A 15437-nucleotide genomic window follows, 5' to 3' on the forward strand; every position below is an offset into this window, starting at 1 on the left:
CCCATGACGCCCGCCCCGCCCCAGGCCCGCTCCGACTGGAAGTGGCCCCGCATCCGCGCGCGGCCGACGCTGGCGCTGTTCGGCTTCTGCCTGTTCTTCGGCCTGTGGCTGGGGCTCACGCTGTGGCTCACCATCCGCGCGGACGGCGGCACCCTACCGGCTGCCCGGCCCTTCCTCTGGGAAGTCACCGGATCGCTCGGCATCTGGGCCGTCATGCCCATCCTCTACACGGCGGTGCTCAACGCTCCGAGCCCTCGCGTGGGATGGGGGCGATTCCTGGGCATCCATGCCGTGGCCTTCGTGCTCTTCACCGGCCTGCACACCGCGCTGATGGTGGGGACGCGGCAGCTGCTGTACGCGCTGCTCGGCTGGGGCACCTACGACTATGGCGAGCTCGCCTTCCGCATCCCCATGGAGGCGCAGAAGGACCTCATCTCGTACACCGTCTCCGCCACGCTGTGGAGCTTCTTCCAGGCCTGGAAGGAGCGTCAGGCGAGGGCGCTGCGAGAGGCGGCGCTGGAAGGTGAGCTGCGCGCGGCCCAGCTCCAAGCCCTCACCGGGCAGCTCCACCCGCACTTCCTCTTCAACGCCCTGAACACCGTCAGCTCGGTGATGTACGAGGACCTCGCGCGCACGGACCGGCTGCTCAGCGACCTGGGCGGGCTGCTGCGCGCCAGCCTGGAGCGGCGCGAGGCCACGTGGACGCTGGCCGAGGAGCGCACCCAGGCCGCGCGCTTCGTGGCCCTGCTGGCCGCGCGCTTCGGCGAACGGGTGACGGTGCGCTGGGAGGTGGCTCCAGGCCTGGACGGCGCCCAGGTGCCCTGCTTCGCGCTGCAAGCGCTGGTGGAGAACGCGGTGAAGCACAACCAGGACAGGACCGAGCCCCTGGAGGTGCGCATCCGGGCCCGGGAGGACGGCGCCGGGTGGCGGCTGGAAGTGGAGGACACGGGGCGCGGCTTCGGCACGCCCTCGCCCGCGTCTGGCCCCGGCGTGGGGCTGGCCCACCTGGAGCGCATCCTGGCGCTGCTGCACGCGGGCCGTGCGCGGCTGGAACGAAGCCACGGCCCCGAAGGCGGCGCGCGCGTGTCGCTGTGGCTGCCCCGGGAGGCCGCGGCATGACGCGCTTCCAGGTGCTGGTGGCCGACGACGAAGCCCCCGCGCGGGCGAAGATGAAGCGCCTGCTGGCGGAGGACACGCGCTTCGCGCTCGCGGGCGAGGCGGCGGATGGGACCCAGACGTTGCGCCAGGTGAGCGCCCTGCGTCCGGACCTGCTGGTGCTCGACGTGCAGATGCCCGGCCTCACCGGCTTCGAGGTGCTGGAGGCCCTGGGCCCGGAGCATTGCCCGGCCGTCATCTTCTCCACCGCGTACGACGCCTTCGCGCTGGCGGCCTTCGAGGCGCAGGCCGTGGATTACCTGCTGAAGCCCTACGACGCGGAGCGCTTCGGCCGGGCGCTCGACAAGGCCCACGCGGTGCTGCGCAGCGGGATGCCGGACACCGCGCGGCTCCAGGCCCTGCTGGCGGAGTTGGGGCGGGCCCCCGCGGGCCGTCCGCTGGAGCGGCTGGTGGTGAAGGCGGGGGAGGCCTGGGTACCCCTGCCGCTGAAGGACGTCTGGCGCCTGTCGGCCGAGGACAAGTACGTGCGGCTCTACACGGGCCAAGGAGAACACCTGGTGCGACAGACACTCCGGGCCCTGGAGGAGCGGCTGGACCCCTCACGCTTCGTCCGGGTGCACCGGGGCGACATCGTCAACCTGGACGCGGTGGCCCGCCTGGAGCCGTGGAGCCACGGGGATGGAATCCTCGTCCTCAAGGACGGGAGCTCCGTCGTGCTCAGCCGCACCTGGCGTGAAGCGTTCCTCCAGAAGTGGGGACTGGAGGGGTAGGCGTCACTGCTACAGGTCTGTGGTAGCAAATTTGGTTGTGTCAGCCCTGCCTGTAGAGTGGGCGGGCTGCCATGGAGAACGTCCACGAGTTCAGAGAGGGTCGGAAGGTCCACGAGGACCTCGCCGCGGAGCGCGCCGTGCTGGGCGCTGTGCTGGCGGATAACACGCTCATCGCCGCGGTAGGCGAGGTCGTCCACCCAGAGGATTTCTCCAGCCCCGCACACGCCCAGATTTTCGAGGCGATGCTGAAGCTCGACGGCCAGTCGAGACAGGTGGACCACCTGACGCTGGCCGAGGAGCTGAAGGTGTTGGGCCACCTGGTGTCGGTGGGCGGCCCGGCCTACCTGATGCGTCTGGACCAGGTGGTGCCCATCGCGTCCAACGCGGTCCAGTACGCGCAAATCGTCAAGGACCAGGCCATCCGCCGCCGCCTGGCCCAGGCGGGCAGGGAGATCCAGGACCTCGCCAGCCAGGAGACGGGCGAGCTGGAGGTGCTGCTCGACGAGGCCGAGCGCAAGGTGTTCCTCCTCGCGGAGAAGAAGCGCGAGGGCGACCTGCGCCCGGTCAGCGAGCTGATGGAGCACACGCTCGACCTGCTGGACAAGATGAAGGCGGCGGCCACGGGCATCACGGGCCTGTCCACCGGCTACATCGACCTGGACAACCAGCTCACCGGCCTGCACGCCGGCGAGCTCATCATCCTCGCGGCGCGTCCCGGCATCGGCAAGACGTCCTTCGCGATGAACATCGCGGTGCACGCGGCGCTGAAGGAGAACAAGGCCGTCGGCATCTTCAGCCTCGAAATGCCCGCCGACCAGTTGCTGATGCGTCTGCTGGCCTCCACCGCGCGCGTGGACATGAAGAAGCTGCGCGGCGGCCGGCTGACGCCGCACGACGAGGAGAAGTTCCAGGAGATGGCGGGCGCGCTCTACAACGCGCCCATCTACATCGACGACTCGGGCGGCCTGTCCCCGTTCGACCTGCGCGCCAAGGCCCGCCGCGTGAAGCAGCGCGACCCGCGCCTGTCGCTCATCGTCATCGACTACCTCCAGCTCATGCATCAGAAGGGCAAGGTGGAGAGCCGCCAGTTGGAGGTCGCCGAAATCTCCCGCGCACTGAAGCAGCTCGCCAAGGAGCTGGAGGTGCCCATCATCGCGCTCAGTCAGCTCAGTCGAAAGGTGGAGGACCGCAAGGACGGCAAACCCCTGCTGTCGGACCTGCGTGAGTCCGGCTCCATCGAACAGGACGCCGACGTGGTGATGTTCATCCACCGTGAGACGACTGACGAGGGCCCCGACGGGCAGCCGGCGCAGCAGTCGAGCACCGTCATCCCCGTGGAGCTCATCGTCGCCAAGCAGCGCAACGGCCCCATCGGCTCCATCGACCTGGTGTTCCTGGCCGAGTTCACCCGCTTCGAGAGCCGGTCGAGGACCGATTAGCGCGGCCTCACCCTACTCCGCGCCGGTCCGCAGGTAGCGCACCACCAGCGCGCGGGCCGAGCGCACCGCCGTCTCCAGCGTACGGCCCCGCCCCAGCTCCGTGGCCAGCGCGGAGGCCAGCCGGCACCCGGTGCCCCGGCGTCCGGGGGCACGCGCCAGCCTCTTGCCCTCCAGCACTCGCACGCGGCCCGGTGTGGCCAGTACGTCCGCCAGCCCCTGCGTGTCCGGCAAGTGCCCGCCCTTCACCAGCACCGCGCCAAAGCCGTGCCGTGCCAGTGCCTCCGCGGCCTCGACAGCCTCTTCCACCGTGCGCGCGACGGGTCGTCCCAGCAGCCAGCCCGCTTCATCCAGGTTCGGCGTGAGCACCACGCGCGGCGCGGCCAGGGCCAGGTAGGCCCGTGCGGACAGGCGCGTCAGCGGCTCGCCCCGGGAGGTGCGCACCACCGGGTCCACCACCCACCACGCGCCCGTGTCCTCCAGGGCCCGCTGCGCGGCCTCGAGCTGCGCGCGAGCGGGCACCATGCCGCACTTCACCGCATGCACCGGCCCCAGTTCGCGCGCGGCGGCCACCTGGGCGGACAGCACGCGCGGCGGCGAGGCCGTCCAGGTGAAGGTGCGGACACCCTGCGCCGTCTGCGCGGTGGGCACCGCCACCGGCTGGCCCCGCAGCGCACGCACCGCGGCGACGTCCGCCAACAACCCCGCCCGTCCCGTGGGCTCCAGCCCGGCCAGCAGGAGGACGCGGGCGCTCACCGGCGGTGCTCGCGCGCCTTCTGCACGAACGCCTTGTAGAGCCCCACGTGCACCGGAATGGTCGTGGACATGTATTCGGGGTGCCACTGCACGCCCACGGCGAAGGTGTGCACGGAGGACTCGATGGCCTCCACCACGCCATCCGGCGCCACCGCGGTAATCGTCACGTCATTGCCAACGCCGCGCACCGACTGGTGGTGGGTGGAGTTGACCATCAGCTGGCCATGCCCCACCGCCTCCGCCAGCAACGTGCCGCTCTTCACGTCCACCGGGTGCTGCGGGTGGGTGCGGTCGTGCTTCTGCTCGTGCTCGCGCGCGCCCTCCACCTCACGGCCGATGTCCTGGTACAGCGTGCCGCCCAGGATGACGTTGAGCAGCTGCATGCCGCCACAGATGCCCAGCACCGGCATGTTGCGTTTGAGCGCGCCGCGCATGAGCGCCGCCTCGAAAGCGGTGCGCCCTTCCTTCAGCGCCCCCAGCCCCTCGCGCGCGTCCTCGCCGTAGGCCGACGGAGGGATGTCGAACGCGCCGCCCGTGACGAGCACCCCGGAGATGCGGTCCAGGTAGGACTCCACGCAGGCTGGCTCGTCCGAGTACGGCAACACGAAGGGCAGCCCACCCGCGCGCAGGACGGCGTCCGCGTACGGCACCTTCAGCTCGTAGCGAGCAAAGGGCTGTTCTCCAGCCGGACTCCAGTCCGGGGTGATGCCAATGTTGGGGCGGCGCGGCGCCGGCCCGTGGTGACGCGAATGGGTGTTCATGGAGGCTCCTGGCTTCGAGGCTATGCCCCGAAGCGCCCCTGTTCAAACGCGTCCGCCAGCTGTCTCACACGCTCGGTGATATCCGCGGCAAGCAGCGCGTCGGAGACCACCGCCGCGCAGTGCGCCCCGGCCGCCGCCACGCTCGCGATATTCGCCAGCCCCACCCCACCAATGCCCACCACGGGCAGCGGGCTGTCGCGCACCACGGCCGCGAAGGCCTCCAGGCCCAGCACCGGCGCGGGCACCTGCTTCGTCGACGTGGGGAAGATGGGCCCCAGGCCCACATAGTCCGCCCCCGCCGCTTGTGCCGCCCGCGCGCCCACCACGTCTCGCACCGTGACGCCTACCAGACGGCCAGGCCCCAGCAGCGCGCGCGCATCCTCGGCGGGCACGTCCTCGTCACCCACGTGGACGCCGTCCGCGTCCGCCAGCAGCGCCACGTCCACCCGATCATTCACCAGGCACAGCGCGCCTTCCCGGCGGCACAGCGCCACCACCTGCCGCGTGGCGGCCAGCGCATCACGGACCGGGGTGCGCTTCATGCGCAGTTGCACCACCCGGGCCCCTCCGGCCACCAGGCGAGCCGCCTTGTCCACCAGTGAAATCTCCGGCAGGACGGAGTCGTCGCACAACAGGTAGGGACCGCGGGGAAGGTACGGACGGGACGGTGCGTTCATCGGCTCTGGAAGGCGGGACGGCGGCGTTGACAGATGGCCACCCTGCTATAAGGTGCCGCGCTGTTTTCCAAGCAATTCTGAGGATTTGAACCATGGCGGATTCGGCGGACCCGAAGTACCTCGATAAGCGCACCGTGGAGCGGTACGTGCGCTCAGGCCAGCTCGACGAGGTGGAGTACGAGCGCCACCTCCAGGGCCTGCCCGACGTGGCGGAGAAGTCCGTCCCCGTTGAGACGCTCATGCTCGACGACGCCGACGACTTCGACGACGAAGAGGATGACTTCGACGACGAGGACGAGGACGACGACGACGATACGTCCGACGACGAGGCCGAGACCTCCTCCGCCGCCGAGTCGACGGATGGCGACGCCGCCGAGGCCGGTGAGGACGACGAGGACGACGAGGACGAGGACGAGGGCGACGACGATGCCGCCACCGCTTCGAACGAGACCCCCGACGACGAGGGGCCGGTCTCCGCATGAGCTCCGGGGACGAGAAGCGCGGCGAGACCTTCGTGATGCGGGGGGAAGCGCGCTCCGCGTCCGAGGAGTCGATTTCCTTCAGCACCTTCATCGTGGGGCTGGGCACCGCGGTGCTCATCCACCTGGGAGGTGCGCCCAATCCTGAAACGGGTCAGACGGCGAAGGACCTGCCGCTGGCCCGGCAGAACCTGGACCTCTTGTCCATGCTGCGCGCGAAGACGCGGGGCAACCTCACGGCCGAGGAAGAGAAGCTCTTCGACGGGCTGCTCGCGGACCTCCGCCTGCGCTACGTGGAGGCGACCAAGCGGTGAAGCACTCCGGTAGGAAGGGCCTGCCCGGCGGCATCCGCTTCGCCGCCATCGTGGGCCTCGTGCTCTCCATCCTCACGGGCTGGGCAGCGCTGATGGAAGCCGTCGAGATGGCGAACTTCTACGAAGCGCGCTCGCTCCGGATGGAGCAGGAGCTGCCTCGGATTCCCGGCGCCCCGGCACTCGACCCGAAGATTTTCGAGGTCTACTACGCGGCGCTGGAGCCCATGCGGGAGCCGCGCGCGGTGCTGTTGGGCCTGCTGGCCGTGGCCTGCGCCTTTGTCAGCGTGTCCGCGGCGCGAATGCTGAGTCCGGAGAACCTGCCGCGCGACGCCATGCGCCGGGTCCTGAGCCGCGCGGCCATCATCGCCGCCGGGCTGCGCACCATCGACGGCGCGCAGATGTCCGTGGCCAAGCAGCGCCTGTTCGCGGCGCTGGCGGAGCCGATGAGCAAGATGCCCGAGTTCCCACCGGACATCACCGTCGAGGCCTCTCGCGAAATCCTGAGCGCGATGGGCACGGGGAGCGCCATCTTCGGCACCGTGGTGGTGGCGGGCACCTTCGCGCTACTGGGGCAGTACTTCCGCAGCCAGGGCGTCCGCGAGGCCATGGCCGTGCAGGACGGGCCGCAGGAGGAGTAGCCCTTCTCAGAGGGCGTCGGACTCCGGCAGCGTCACCTGGCAGGTCGGCAGCAGGGCCTCCAGGACGGCGGCCCCTTCTGCGTCACGGCCCTCCAACTCCAGCTCGTGGCCCGGAGCCACGCGCGGCAGCCGCAGCAGCTCCTTGCGCGTCAGGCCGAACACGTACGCCAGGTGGCCCACCGGCCAGCGCTCCTGCATGTGCTTGAAGGCCGCGTCGTCCATCTGGTCCAGCGGAACCGGGAGCTCCACGTCCTCGTAGACGACCCGCTCGCCGCCCACGCGCCGGCCGTTGCCGTACGCGATGACCTGCTCGCCTTCGTCTGGATCATAGACGTAGGCCTGGACGGCGGCGTTCGTCGCCCGGGAGAGCAGTCGGGGGAGCGCATGGTGGGCCGCATACCAGTGTGCGCCCTGCCGTCCCTCCGTGAAGGGAGCCACGTACGCCAGACGGACCACCTTGCGGCGCCGGTTGACGGACACCTTCAGCCCCGTCGCGCCCATCGCACCGTCCAGCGCCAGCGCTTCACGCGCCAGCCGGAGCAGCTCCAGGCCGCCGAAGCTTTCGAGTCGTAGGAGATATCCGCCGTGCGCTTGCAGTGTCAGCCCCCCAGGGGATTGGGCGCCGCCTATACCCGGCATCATACCCGCTGGCAACTCCGGCACCTTGAAAAGCAGGTGGTTACCAGGAGTCCAAACAATTTCAGGCGAACGGAAACGCCGCGCCACGTGCGCTGCTTGCCAAGGGGTGGCCGACTCTTACGTTGGAGGCATGCGACTCGACAAGTACACAGTGAAGGCGCAGGAGGCGATCCACGAGGGTCAGACCCTGGCCCGTCGGGCGGACAATCCGCAGTACGAGCCCGAGCACCTGGCCGCTGCGTTGCTCGGCCAGAAGGACGGCATCGTCGACCCCCTGCTCCGGAAGATCGGGGCAGACGTGAAGCTGTTCGCCGCGCGGCTCGGCGAAGCGCTCCAGAAGCTGCCCCGCATGCAGGGGGGCGAGAGCGCGATGCTCGGCCAGCGGCTGCTCAAGACTTTCGACAAGGCCGAGGACGAGGCCAAGTCCCTCAAGGACGAGTTCATCTCCTCGGAGCACCTGCTGCTCGCGCTCACGCACGACAAGGGCGCGGTGGGCGAGGTGATGAAGTCCTCGGGCGTCACGCGGGAGCGCGTGCTGTCCGGACTCAAGGACGTCCGGGGCTCCGGGCGCGTGACGAGCCAGGACGCCGAGGCGACCTACCAGGCGCTGGAGAAGTACGGCCGCGACCTCACGGAGGCGGCGCGCGCCGGCAAGCTCGACCCCGTCATCGGCCGTGACGAGGAGATCCGCCGGTGCGTCCAGGTGCTGAGCCGGCGCACCAAGAACAACCCGGTGCTCATCGGCGAGCCCGGCGTGGGCAAGACGGCCATCGCGGAAGGACTGGCGCGGCGCATCGTTGACGGCGACGTGCCGGAGGGCCTGAAGAACAAGCGCCTGGTGTCCCTGGATTTGGGCGCCATGGTGGCCGGCGCGAAGTACCGCGGTGAGTTCGAGGAGCGCCTCAAGGCCGTCCTCAAGGAGATTGCCGACGCCGCGGGCGAGGTCATCCTCTTCATCGACGAGCTCCACACGCTGGTGGGCGCGGGCAAGGCCGAAGGGGCCATGGACGCGGGCAACATGCTCAAGCCGGCGCTGGCGCGCGGTGAGCTGCACTGCATCGGCGCCACCACGCTGGACGAGTACCGCAAGCACATCGAAAAGGACGCCGCGCTGGAGCGGCGCTTCCAGCCCGTCATGGTGGGCGAGCCGAGCGTGCACGACACCATCAGCATCCTCCGCGGCCTGAAGGAGCGCTACGAGGTGCACCACGGCGTGCGCATCCAGGACAACGCCCTGGTGGCCGCCGCGACGCTGAGCCACCGCTACATCGCGGACCGGTTCCTGCCGGACAAGGCCATCGACCTGGTCGACGAGGCCTCGAGCCGCCTGCGCATCGAAATCGACTCCATGCCCACCGAGCTGGACGACGTGCGCCGGAAGATGACGCAGCTCCAGATTGAGCGGGAGGGCCTGCGCAAGGAGACGGACCCGCACTCGCAGGAGCGCCTGGGCCAGATTGAGAAGGAGCTGGCCAACCTGAGCGAGAAGTTCAACGCGCTCAAGGTGCACTGGGACGCGGAGAAGACGGCCATTGGCGCCATCCGCGGCCTGAAGGAGAAGCAGGAGAAGGCGAAGAACGACCAGGCGGCGGCCGAGCGTCAGGGCGACCTGAACCGCGCGGCGGAGCTGAAGTTCGGCGTCATCCCCTCGCTCGACAAGGAGCTGAAGGCACAGAACGAGAAGCTGACCGAGCTGCAGAAGAACCAGAAGTTCCTCAAGGAGGAAGTCGACGCGGAGGACATCGCGCAGGTGGTGGCCAAGTGGACGGGCATCCCCGTCTCGCGGCTGATGGAAGGCGAGGTCCAGAAGCTGGTCCACATGGAGGACCGACTGGCGAACCGGGTGATTGGCCAGCGCAGCGCCATCGAGGCGGTGTCCAACGCCGTGCGCCGCGCGCGCAGCGGACTGCAGGACCCCAACCGCCCCATCGGCTCGTTCATCTTCCTGGGCCCCACGGGCGTGGGCAAGACGGAGACGGCCAAGGCGCTGGCGGAGTTCCTCTTCGATGACGACTCGGCCATGGTCCGCATCGACATGTCCGAGTACATGGAGAAGCACTCCGTGGCCCGGCTGGTGGGCGCGCCTCCGGGGTACGTCGGCTACGAGGAAGGCGGCCAGCTCACCGAGGCGGTGCGCCGGCGGCCGTACACGGTGGTCCTCTTCGACGAAATCGAGAAGGCGCACCACGACGTCTTCAACGTGCTGCTCCAGATTCTCGACGAGGGCCGGCTGACGGACAGTCAGGGCCGCACGGTGGACTTCAAGAACACGGTGCTCATCCTGACGTCCAACATCGGTTCGCAGGACATCCAGGCCGGCATGGCCGGCAAGGAGGAGTTGGATGAGCGCACTCGCAACGAGGTGATGGACGCGCTGCGCGCGCACTTCCGGCCGGAGTTCCTCAACCGCGTGGACGAGGTCGTCATCTTCGAGCCGCTGCGGAAGAAGGACATCTACCGCATCGTGGACCTGCAGTTGGCGCGGCTGTCCAAGCTGCTGGCCGACAAGCGGCTGACGCTGGAGCTGACGGAGAAGGCGCGCGAGCTGCTCGCCGAGCGCGGCTACGACCCGACGTACGGCGCGCGGCCCCTGAAGCGCGCGGTTCAGAAGAACCTGCTGGACCCCCTGGCCCTCAAGGTCCTGGGCGGCGAGTTCGTCCCGGGCGACCACATCCAGGCGGATGCGGGCCCGGACGGACTCACCTTCGCCAAGGTGCTGGTGGACACCTCGAAGAACGTGAAGCGCTCGGCCTGAGCCCGGGCGTCCACGGATGTGCCCCGGCCCGGCGTCATGGCTTGACGCCGGGCCGCATGCCGCGCGAAGAGCCCCGGTCATGAAGCCCTGGGAGACGCTGGAGCGCGCAGAAGTCCCGGACGTGGGGGAAGTCACCCTGGTCCGGCGCGGAGACGAGTATGTCTTCCGCGTGCGGGGACAGACGCTGATGTCCAGCCGGCAGCACGGCTCCGAGGAAGCGCTGGCGGACGCCGGCTGTGAAGGGCTGGCGGGCCGGAGCGGCGTCCGGGTGCTCGTGGGGGGGCTGGGCTTTGGCTACACCGCCCGCGCGGTGCTGGACCGGCTGGGCCCCGACGCGCGTGTCACGGTGGCGGAGCTGCTCCCCGTGGTGGTGACGTGGAACCGGGGGCTGCTCGCGCCGCTGGCCGGGGCGCCCCTGGAGGACCCGCGCGTCACCGTGGTGGAGTTCGACGTGGGCAAGCACATGGCCCGGCAGTCCGGGACCTATGACGTCATCCTGCTCGACGTGGACAACGGGCCCACCGCCCTCACCCACCCCGACAACCACGGCCTCTATGGGCGCGTGGGGCTGGCACACGCCGTCCAGGCGCTGCGGCCAGGAGGCATGCTGGGCGTGTGGAGCGCCGGGCCCTCCCCCGCCTTCGAGCGCCGCATGGAACAGGCGGGCTTCACCGTCCAGGTGCTGCACCCGGCGGCCCATGGCACCAAGGGGACGCGGCACACCCTGTTCATGGGCAAGCGGAGGCCCCAGGGACGGCGTTAGTAGGGGCCCCATGATTCCTTTCTCCGTCCTTGACCTCTCGCCCGTCACGCAGGGCTCCACCGCGGCCGACGCGCTCCGGAACACGCTGGACCTGGCACGGCACGCGGAGGACTGGGGCTTCAAGCGCTTCTGGCTGGCCGAGCACCACAACATGACGGGCATCGCCAGCGCGGCGACGTCCGTGGTCATCGGCTACGTGGCCGGGGGGACGAAGAGCATCCGGGTGGGTTCGGGCGGCGTCATGCTGCCGAATCACGCGCCGCTGATCATCGCGGAGCAGTTCGGCACGCTGGAGACGCTCTACCCGGGGCGCATCGACCTGGGGCTCGGCCGAGCGCCGGGCACGGACACGCTGACGGCGCGCGCCCTGCGGCGGGACCTGGCGGCGAGCGCGGACACCTTTCCCCAGGACGTCGTGGAGCTGAAGTCGTACTTCGAGCCCACCGAGCCGGGGCAGCTCATCCAGGCGGTACCGGGCGCGGGCTTGAAGGTGCCCATCTGGCTGCTCGGCTCCAGCCTGTTCAGCGCGCAGCTCGCGGCGATGCTGGGCATGCCGTTCGCCTTCGCCTCCCACTTCGCGCCGGAAGCCCTGCTTCAGGCCCTGGACATCTACCGGGAGCGCTTCAAGCCGTCCGAGTCGCTTGAGCGGCCCTATGCCATGGCCTGTGTGAATGTCTTCGCGGCGGATACGGATGCGGAGGCACAGCGCCTCTTCACTTCCGTGCAGCAGCAGTTCATCCGCCTGCGCCGCGGCACGCCCGGTCAGCTGCCGCCTCCGGTCGATGACATCGACTCCGTGGCTTCGCCCGTGGACCGCGCGAGCGCCGACCATGCGTTGAAGTACTCCATCATCGGCGCGCCCGACACCGTTCAGCAGGGCCTGGCGTCGTTCATTCGACTCACGGGAGTCGATGAGCTGATGGTGACGGGAATGGTCTACGACCATGCCGCGCGGCTGCGCTCGTTCGAACTGACTGCACAGGCGCACAAGAAGCTCTCCGAGGCCGAAGCGGCGCGGACGGCCTGATGCGGCGTCGCGGGCGCGTTGCACCACGGCCGACATGCGATACGCCGTCGGCATTCTGCACCGCAACCAGCGTGGACCCCATCTGCGGCGTTGCGGCTCAAGGCGCGGTCCACGCGGTTCATGGCCGCTGATTCCGGGCGGCCCCGATCGCGCCGTTTGCGAATGCCGCCTCAGCGCAGTGGCGCCACGACCTTGGTGTCTCCGCGCCGCAACGGCACCACGCTCCCGCTACGTGGAGCGTGGAACATCGTGCCTGTAGCGATGAACGACACACACGCCAGGGACCTGTAACGGAATGCGCTACAGGGCCCCTCGGTTCGCGCGCTCGGACGCCGTTCCTCACAGGGGCAGACGGACCCTGCTCCTCATGGCGCGCGAGGTGCACGCCGTGCGGACGTGGACGGCGTGCTTCGCCTCGGAGCGCGCCACGGGAAACGAGTAGGATTTTCCGCAGGAGACCTCTCGATGCGCAGGCGGCTGTACCTTCTCGGCATTCCCGTCGGAGCCCTCGCGCTCGCCGCAGTCTGGGCGGGCACGCACCAGCAGCCTCCACCGCTTGAGCTGGGCGCCCTGCCCACCACGGCCGAGCCGGGTGAAGAACTCTCGGGTGGACGAGGCTCCGTGCCGGACCCGGGACGCAATGCCTTCGGCCGCTCGCCCATGAACATGCCGCGGACGCGCTGGGAGGACTTCCACGCGGGCAAGCGCGTCTTCGGCCGTGACTGGACGGACGTAGACGGCCCCATCCAGGTGGGGCCGCTGTTCAACGCGCCCTCCTGCATGACGTGCCACGTGAAGGATGGCCGCGGACAGCCTCCTGCGTCCCCCAGCGAGACGCCGGTCTCCCTCGCGTTCCAACTGAGCGGACCGGACGGCCGGGGTCCCCATCCGGTATACGGCGCACAGCTCGACGTGCGCCACGTGGACGGCGCCGGCGCGGAGGGCTCCGTCAAAGTGACGTACGAGAAAGTCACCGGCCGGTTCGCCACTGGAGAGTCCTTCACACTGCACCGACCCCGCTACCAGTTCACCGGCTTGTCCAAGGGCCCCATCGGCGAAGGGACGCGCTTCTCGCCTCGCGTCGCGCCCGCCAACCACGGGCTCGGCCTGCTCGAAGCCATTCCCGAGAGCGCGCTGCTGGCCCACGAGGACGTCGAGGACCGCGACCAGGATGGCATCTCCGGCCGGGCCAACCGCGTGAAGGACGCCGCGACGGGACAGACGCGTTTGGGGCGCTTCGGCTGGAAGGCCAACCAACCCACGCTGCATCAGCAGGTGGCGCACGCGCTCGTCACTGACATGGGACTGACGACGGAGCTGTTCCCTCGCGAGCAGGGACGTGAAGCGCACGACGCCGTCCCACCCGAGGTCAGTCCCCAGGAGCTGGCCTCACTGCTCATCTACGCGCGTCTGGTCGCCGTCCCCAAGCGCAGGGACTGGGAAGCCGCCGATGTCCTTCGCGGCAAAGCGGTGTTCAGCGCCATTGGCTGCACGGGGTGCCACGTGGCCACGCCCTTCGCGACGGAGGACGTGCCCGGCTTCCCCGAGCTGTCCGGCCAGCTCATCCGCCCCTTCACGGACCTGCTGCTGCACGACATGGGCGAAGGGCTCGCGGATGACCGCCCGGATGGACTCGCCAGCGGCACCGAGTGGCGCACGCCGCCGCTGTGGGGCATCGGCTTGGTGAAGGCGGTGAATGGCCACACCCGCTTCCTGCATGACGGGCGGGCGCGCAACCTGGAGGAGGCCGTGCTGTGGCATGGCGGCGAGGCCGCGCCGGCCCAGGAGCGCTACACGCGCCTGCCTCCCACGGACCGACAGGCGCTGCTCGCGTTCCTCGGCTCGCTTTGAGGCCCCGGCGGATCAAGCGGCATTGACGCGGGTGGTGGCGCCGCCACCCGCGAGCCGCCGCATGGGCTGAGCCCGGCGCATCAAGATGCGCTGACGCCGGCACCACCACCCTCGCCCACGAGCCGCCGCATGGGCTGGACCTTTCCGTACGTGAGCGAGCGCCACAGCCACTCCACGGGGCCGAAGCGGAAGTACGTCAACCACAGGCGGCTGAGCACCACCTGCGCCGCGAAGACGCTGCAGGTGATGACGACGATGCGCGACGGCGGCAGCTTGCCGATGAAGCCCAGCCCCCAGCCGTCATAAATCCAGATGCTCACCGCGGACTGCATCAAGTAGTTCGTCAGCGCCATGCGGCCCACGTGCGTCAGGACGCCCAGCCAGCGACGCCAGCGCTCGCGCTGGAAGAGCAGCGCGAAGGCCGCCACATAGGCCGCGCCCATGGCGATGTAGCCCGGCTCCTGGAGCCCGTTGAGCACCAGCATCGCGGGGCTCCGAGGCTCCCACGCCAGCACGCCCGCGGCGTTCAAGCGATACAATACGAAGCCGGTGCCATTGAGGACCAGGCCCACGGCCAGGCCCCACCCCAGAATCCTGCGCAGCAGCGGGCGGTGGGCCTCCACGTTCTGGAGCAGCAACAGACGCCCCGCGAGCAAGCCGAGCAGGAAGCGCCCCAGGATGAGGCTCAGCCATTGCACCTGACGGTACTCACGCCCGAAGAACGAGAGGAAGAAACGCGCGTTGCCCGTCTGCGTCGTCCAGATGGAGTCGCTCGACAGCGCCGCCAGTGTGTCCGCGAACAGAGCCAGGTTCCGGGCCTGGGTGGCCTTCACCGCCGCCTCCGCGGCCTCCGCGCCGTGCAGCAGAACGGGGACATAGCGGATGGCCGCGGGAACCAGGAACGGCATCACGGTGATGAGGCCCACCGCCCAGAACAACACTTTGCGGTTGGAGCTGGCCCGGAAGGCCATCAGCACGAAGCCCACCAGCGCGTAGCTGATGAGGATGTCCCCCGTCCACAACACGAGGGCATGCGCGATGCCGATGCCAAGGAGCACCAACAGTCGGCGACGGTAGAGCGGCACCAGGGAGGTGCCACGAGCCTCCGCTCGCGCGAACTGGATGGAGAATCCCAGCCCGAAAAGAAAGGAGAAGATGGCGATGAACTTCTGCGCCACGAAGAGCTGGAAGAGGGCGCCGACGACCTGCTCCAGCCAGGGTGCGGACTGCGCCTTCGCCACATCCGGAGGCAGTAAGACCCTGCCGCTGAGCCACATGAGGCTGTTGGACATGAAGACGCCCCACAGTGCGAAGCCACGGAGGGCGTCCAGCAAGACGACGCGCTCGGAGACTTCCACCGGGCGCGCCCCGGGGAGGGCCGCTTCCACGGGAGAACCAGGCTCGGACATGGGTGAAGCAGACGCGCTCCGCCACCTGGGCGTCAATCCGGCGCAT

General features: G+C 69.7%; 15 protein-coding genes. 10 read left to right on the forward strand and 5 right to left on the reverse strand.

Features of this window, described 5'->3' with window-relative positions:
• Nucleotides 1–3 precede the first annotated feature (3 nt).
• The 3 genes from BHS09_RS26070 (at nucleotide 4) to dnaB (ending at nucleotide 3325) form a co-directional block, all read left to right on the forward strand.
• Nucleotides 4–1119, forward strand: a complete 1116-nt coding sequence (locus BHS09_RS26070; RefSeq protein WP_140799419.1) for a sensor histidine kinase — start codon at nucleotides 4–6, stop codon at nucleotides 1117–1119.
• Nucleotides 1116–1886 (forward strand): LytR/AlgR family response regulator transcription factor, encoded by a 771-nt coding sequence (locus BHS09_RS26075; RefSeq protein ID WP_140799420.1) that lies wholly within the window; start codon nucleotides 1116–1118, stop codon nucleotides 1884–1886. The genes BHS09_RS26070 and BHS09_RS26075 overlap by 4 nt, the downstream gene beginning before the upstream one ends.
• A gap of 71 nt (nucleotides 1887–1957) precedes the next feature.
• Nucleotides 1958–3325, forward strand: coding sequence for a replicative DNA helicase (gene dnaB / locus BHS09_RS26080; protein WP_140794221.1), 1368 nt, complete (start codon nucleotides 1958–1960; stop codon nucleotides 3323–3325).
• Between the two features lie 12 nt (nucleotides 3326–3337).
• Here dnaB and thiD read toward each other — a convergent pair whose 3' ends face one another.
• The 3 genes from thiD to thiE are packed head-to-tail and all read right to left on the reverse strand — an operon-like array spanning nucleotide 3338 to nucleotide 5516.
• Nucleotides 3338–4078, reverse strand: a complete 741-nt coding sequence (gene thiD / locus BHS09_RS26085; RefSeq protein ID WP_140799421.1) for a bifunctional hydroxymethylpyrimidine kinase/phosphomethylpyrimidine kinase — start codon at nucleotides 4076–4078, stop codon at nucleotides 3338–3340.
• Entirely contained in the window at nucleotides 4075–4839 is a 765-nt protein-coding gene (locus BHS09_RS26090; RefSeq protein WP_140799422.1) for a gamma-glutamyl-gamma-aminobutyrate hydrolase family protein, read from the reverse strand. The genes thiD and BHS09_RS26090 overlap by 4 nt, the downstream gene beginning before the upstream one ends.
• A gap of 20 nt (nucleotides 4840–4859) precedes the next feature.
• Complete coding sequence (gene thiE / locus BHS09_RS26095; RefSeq protein ID WP_140794224.1) at nucleotides 4860–5516, reverse strand: thiamine phosphate synthase; 657 nt, start codon at nucleotides 5514–5516, stop codon at nucleotides 4860–4862.
• Between the two features lie 92 nt (nucleotides 5517–5608).
• Between thiE and BHS09_RS39045 the strand changes: the two genes are divergently transcribed.
• Genes BHS09_RS39045 through BHS09_RS26110 form a run of 3 tightly spaced genes read left to right on the forward strand, consistent with a single transcriptional unit; the run spans nucleotide 5609 to nucleotide 6947 of the window.
• The gene (locus BHS09_RS39045) at nucleotides 5609–5998 is read left to right on the forward strand and encodes an RNA polymerase subunit sigma (RefSeq protein ID WP_140799423.1); all 390 of its coding nucleotides are present in this window, start codon (nucleotides 5609–5611) and stop codon (nucleotides 5996–5998) included.
• On the forward strand, nucleotides 5995–6309 hold the full coding sequence (locus BHS09_RS26105; RefSeq protein ID WP_140794226.1) for a DUF1844 domain-containing protein: 315 nt from the start codon (nucleotides 5995–5997) through the stop codon (nucleotides 6307–6309). The genes BHS09_RS39045 and BHS09_RS26105 overlap by 4 nt, the downstream gene beginning before the upstream one ends.
• Entirely contained in the window at nucleotides 6306–6947 is a 642-nt protein-coding gene (locus tag BHS09_RS26110) for a hypothetical protein (protein ID WP_140794227.1), read from the forward strand. The genes BHS09_RS26105 and BHS09_RS26110 overlap by 4 nt, the downstream gene beginning before the upstream one ends.
• Before the next feature lie 6 nt (nucleotides 6948–6953).
• Here the strand turns inward: BHS09_RS26110 and BHS09_RS26115 are convergent, their stop codons facing one another.
• Nucleotides 6954–7589, reverse strand: a complete 636-nt coding sequence (locus BHS09_RS26115; RefSeq protein ID WP_237079831.1) for a hypothetical protein — start codon at nucleotides 7587–7589, stop codon at nucleotides 6954–6956.
• A gap of 127 nt (nucleotides 7590–7716) precedes the next feature.
• Here BHS09_RS26115 and clpB point away from each other — a divergent pair, with 127 nt between their 5' ends.
• The 4 genes from clpB to BHS09_RS26135 all read left to right on the forward strand — a co-directional run bounded on the left by clpB (nucleotide 7717) and on the right by BHS09_RS26135 (nucleotide 13982).
• Nucleotides 7717–10341 (forward strand): ATP-dependent chaperone ClpB, encoded by a 2625-nt coding sequence (clpB, locus tag BHS09_RS26120; RefSeq protein ID WP_140794228.1) that lies wholly within the window; start codon nucleotides 7717–7719, stop codon nucleotides 10339–10341.
• Between the two features lie 79 nt (nucleotides 10342–10420).
• A complete protein-coding gene (locus BHS09_RS26125) occupies nucleotides 10421–11104 on the forward strand; it encodes a spermidine synthase family protein (protein WP_140794229.1) in 684 nt (227 codons plus the stop codon).
• 10 nt (nucleotides 11105–11114) lie between these two features.
• On the forward strand, nucleotides 11115–12131 hold the full coding sequence (locus BHS09_RS26130; RefSeq protein WP_140794230.1) for an LLM class flavin-dependent oxidoreductase: 1017 nt from the start codon (nucleotides 11115–11117) through the stop codon (nucleotides 12129–12131).
• A gap of 465 nt (nucleotides 12132–12596) precedes the next feature.
• Nucleotides 12597–13982 (forward strand): di-heme oxidoreductase family protein, encoded by a 1386-nt coding sequence (locus tag BHS09_RS26135; RefSeq protein WP_140794231.1) that lies wholly within the window; start codon nucleotides 12597–12599, stop codon nucleotides 13980–13982.
• Nucleotides 13983–14062: 80 nt separating this feature from the next.
• Here the strand turns inward: BHS09_RS26135 and BHS09_RS26140 are convergent, their stop codons facing one another.
• A complete protein-coding gene (locus tag BHS09_RS26140) occupies nucleotides 14063–15391 on the reverse strand; it encodes a DUF418 domain-containing protein (RefSeq protein WP_140794232.1) in 1329 nt (442 codons plus the stop codon).
• Between the last annotated feature and the right edge of the window lie 46 nt (nucleotides 15392–15437).

This window comes from Myxococcus xanthus, assembly GCF_006402735.1.
Lineage (GTDB): Bacteria > Myxococcota > Myxococcia > Myxococcales > Myxococcaceae > Myxococcus > Myxococcus xanthus_A.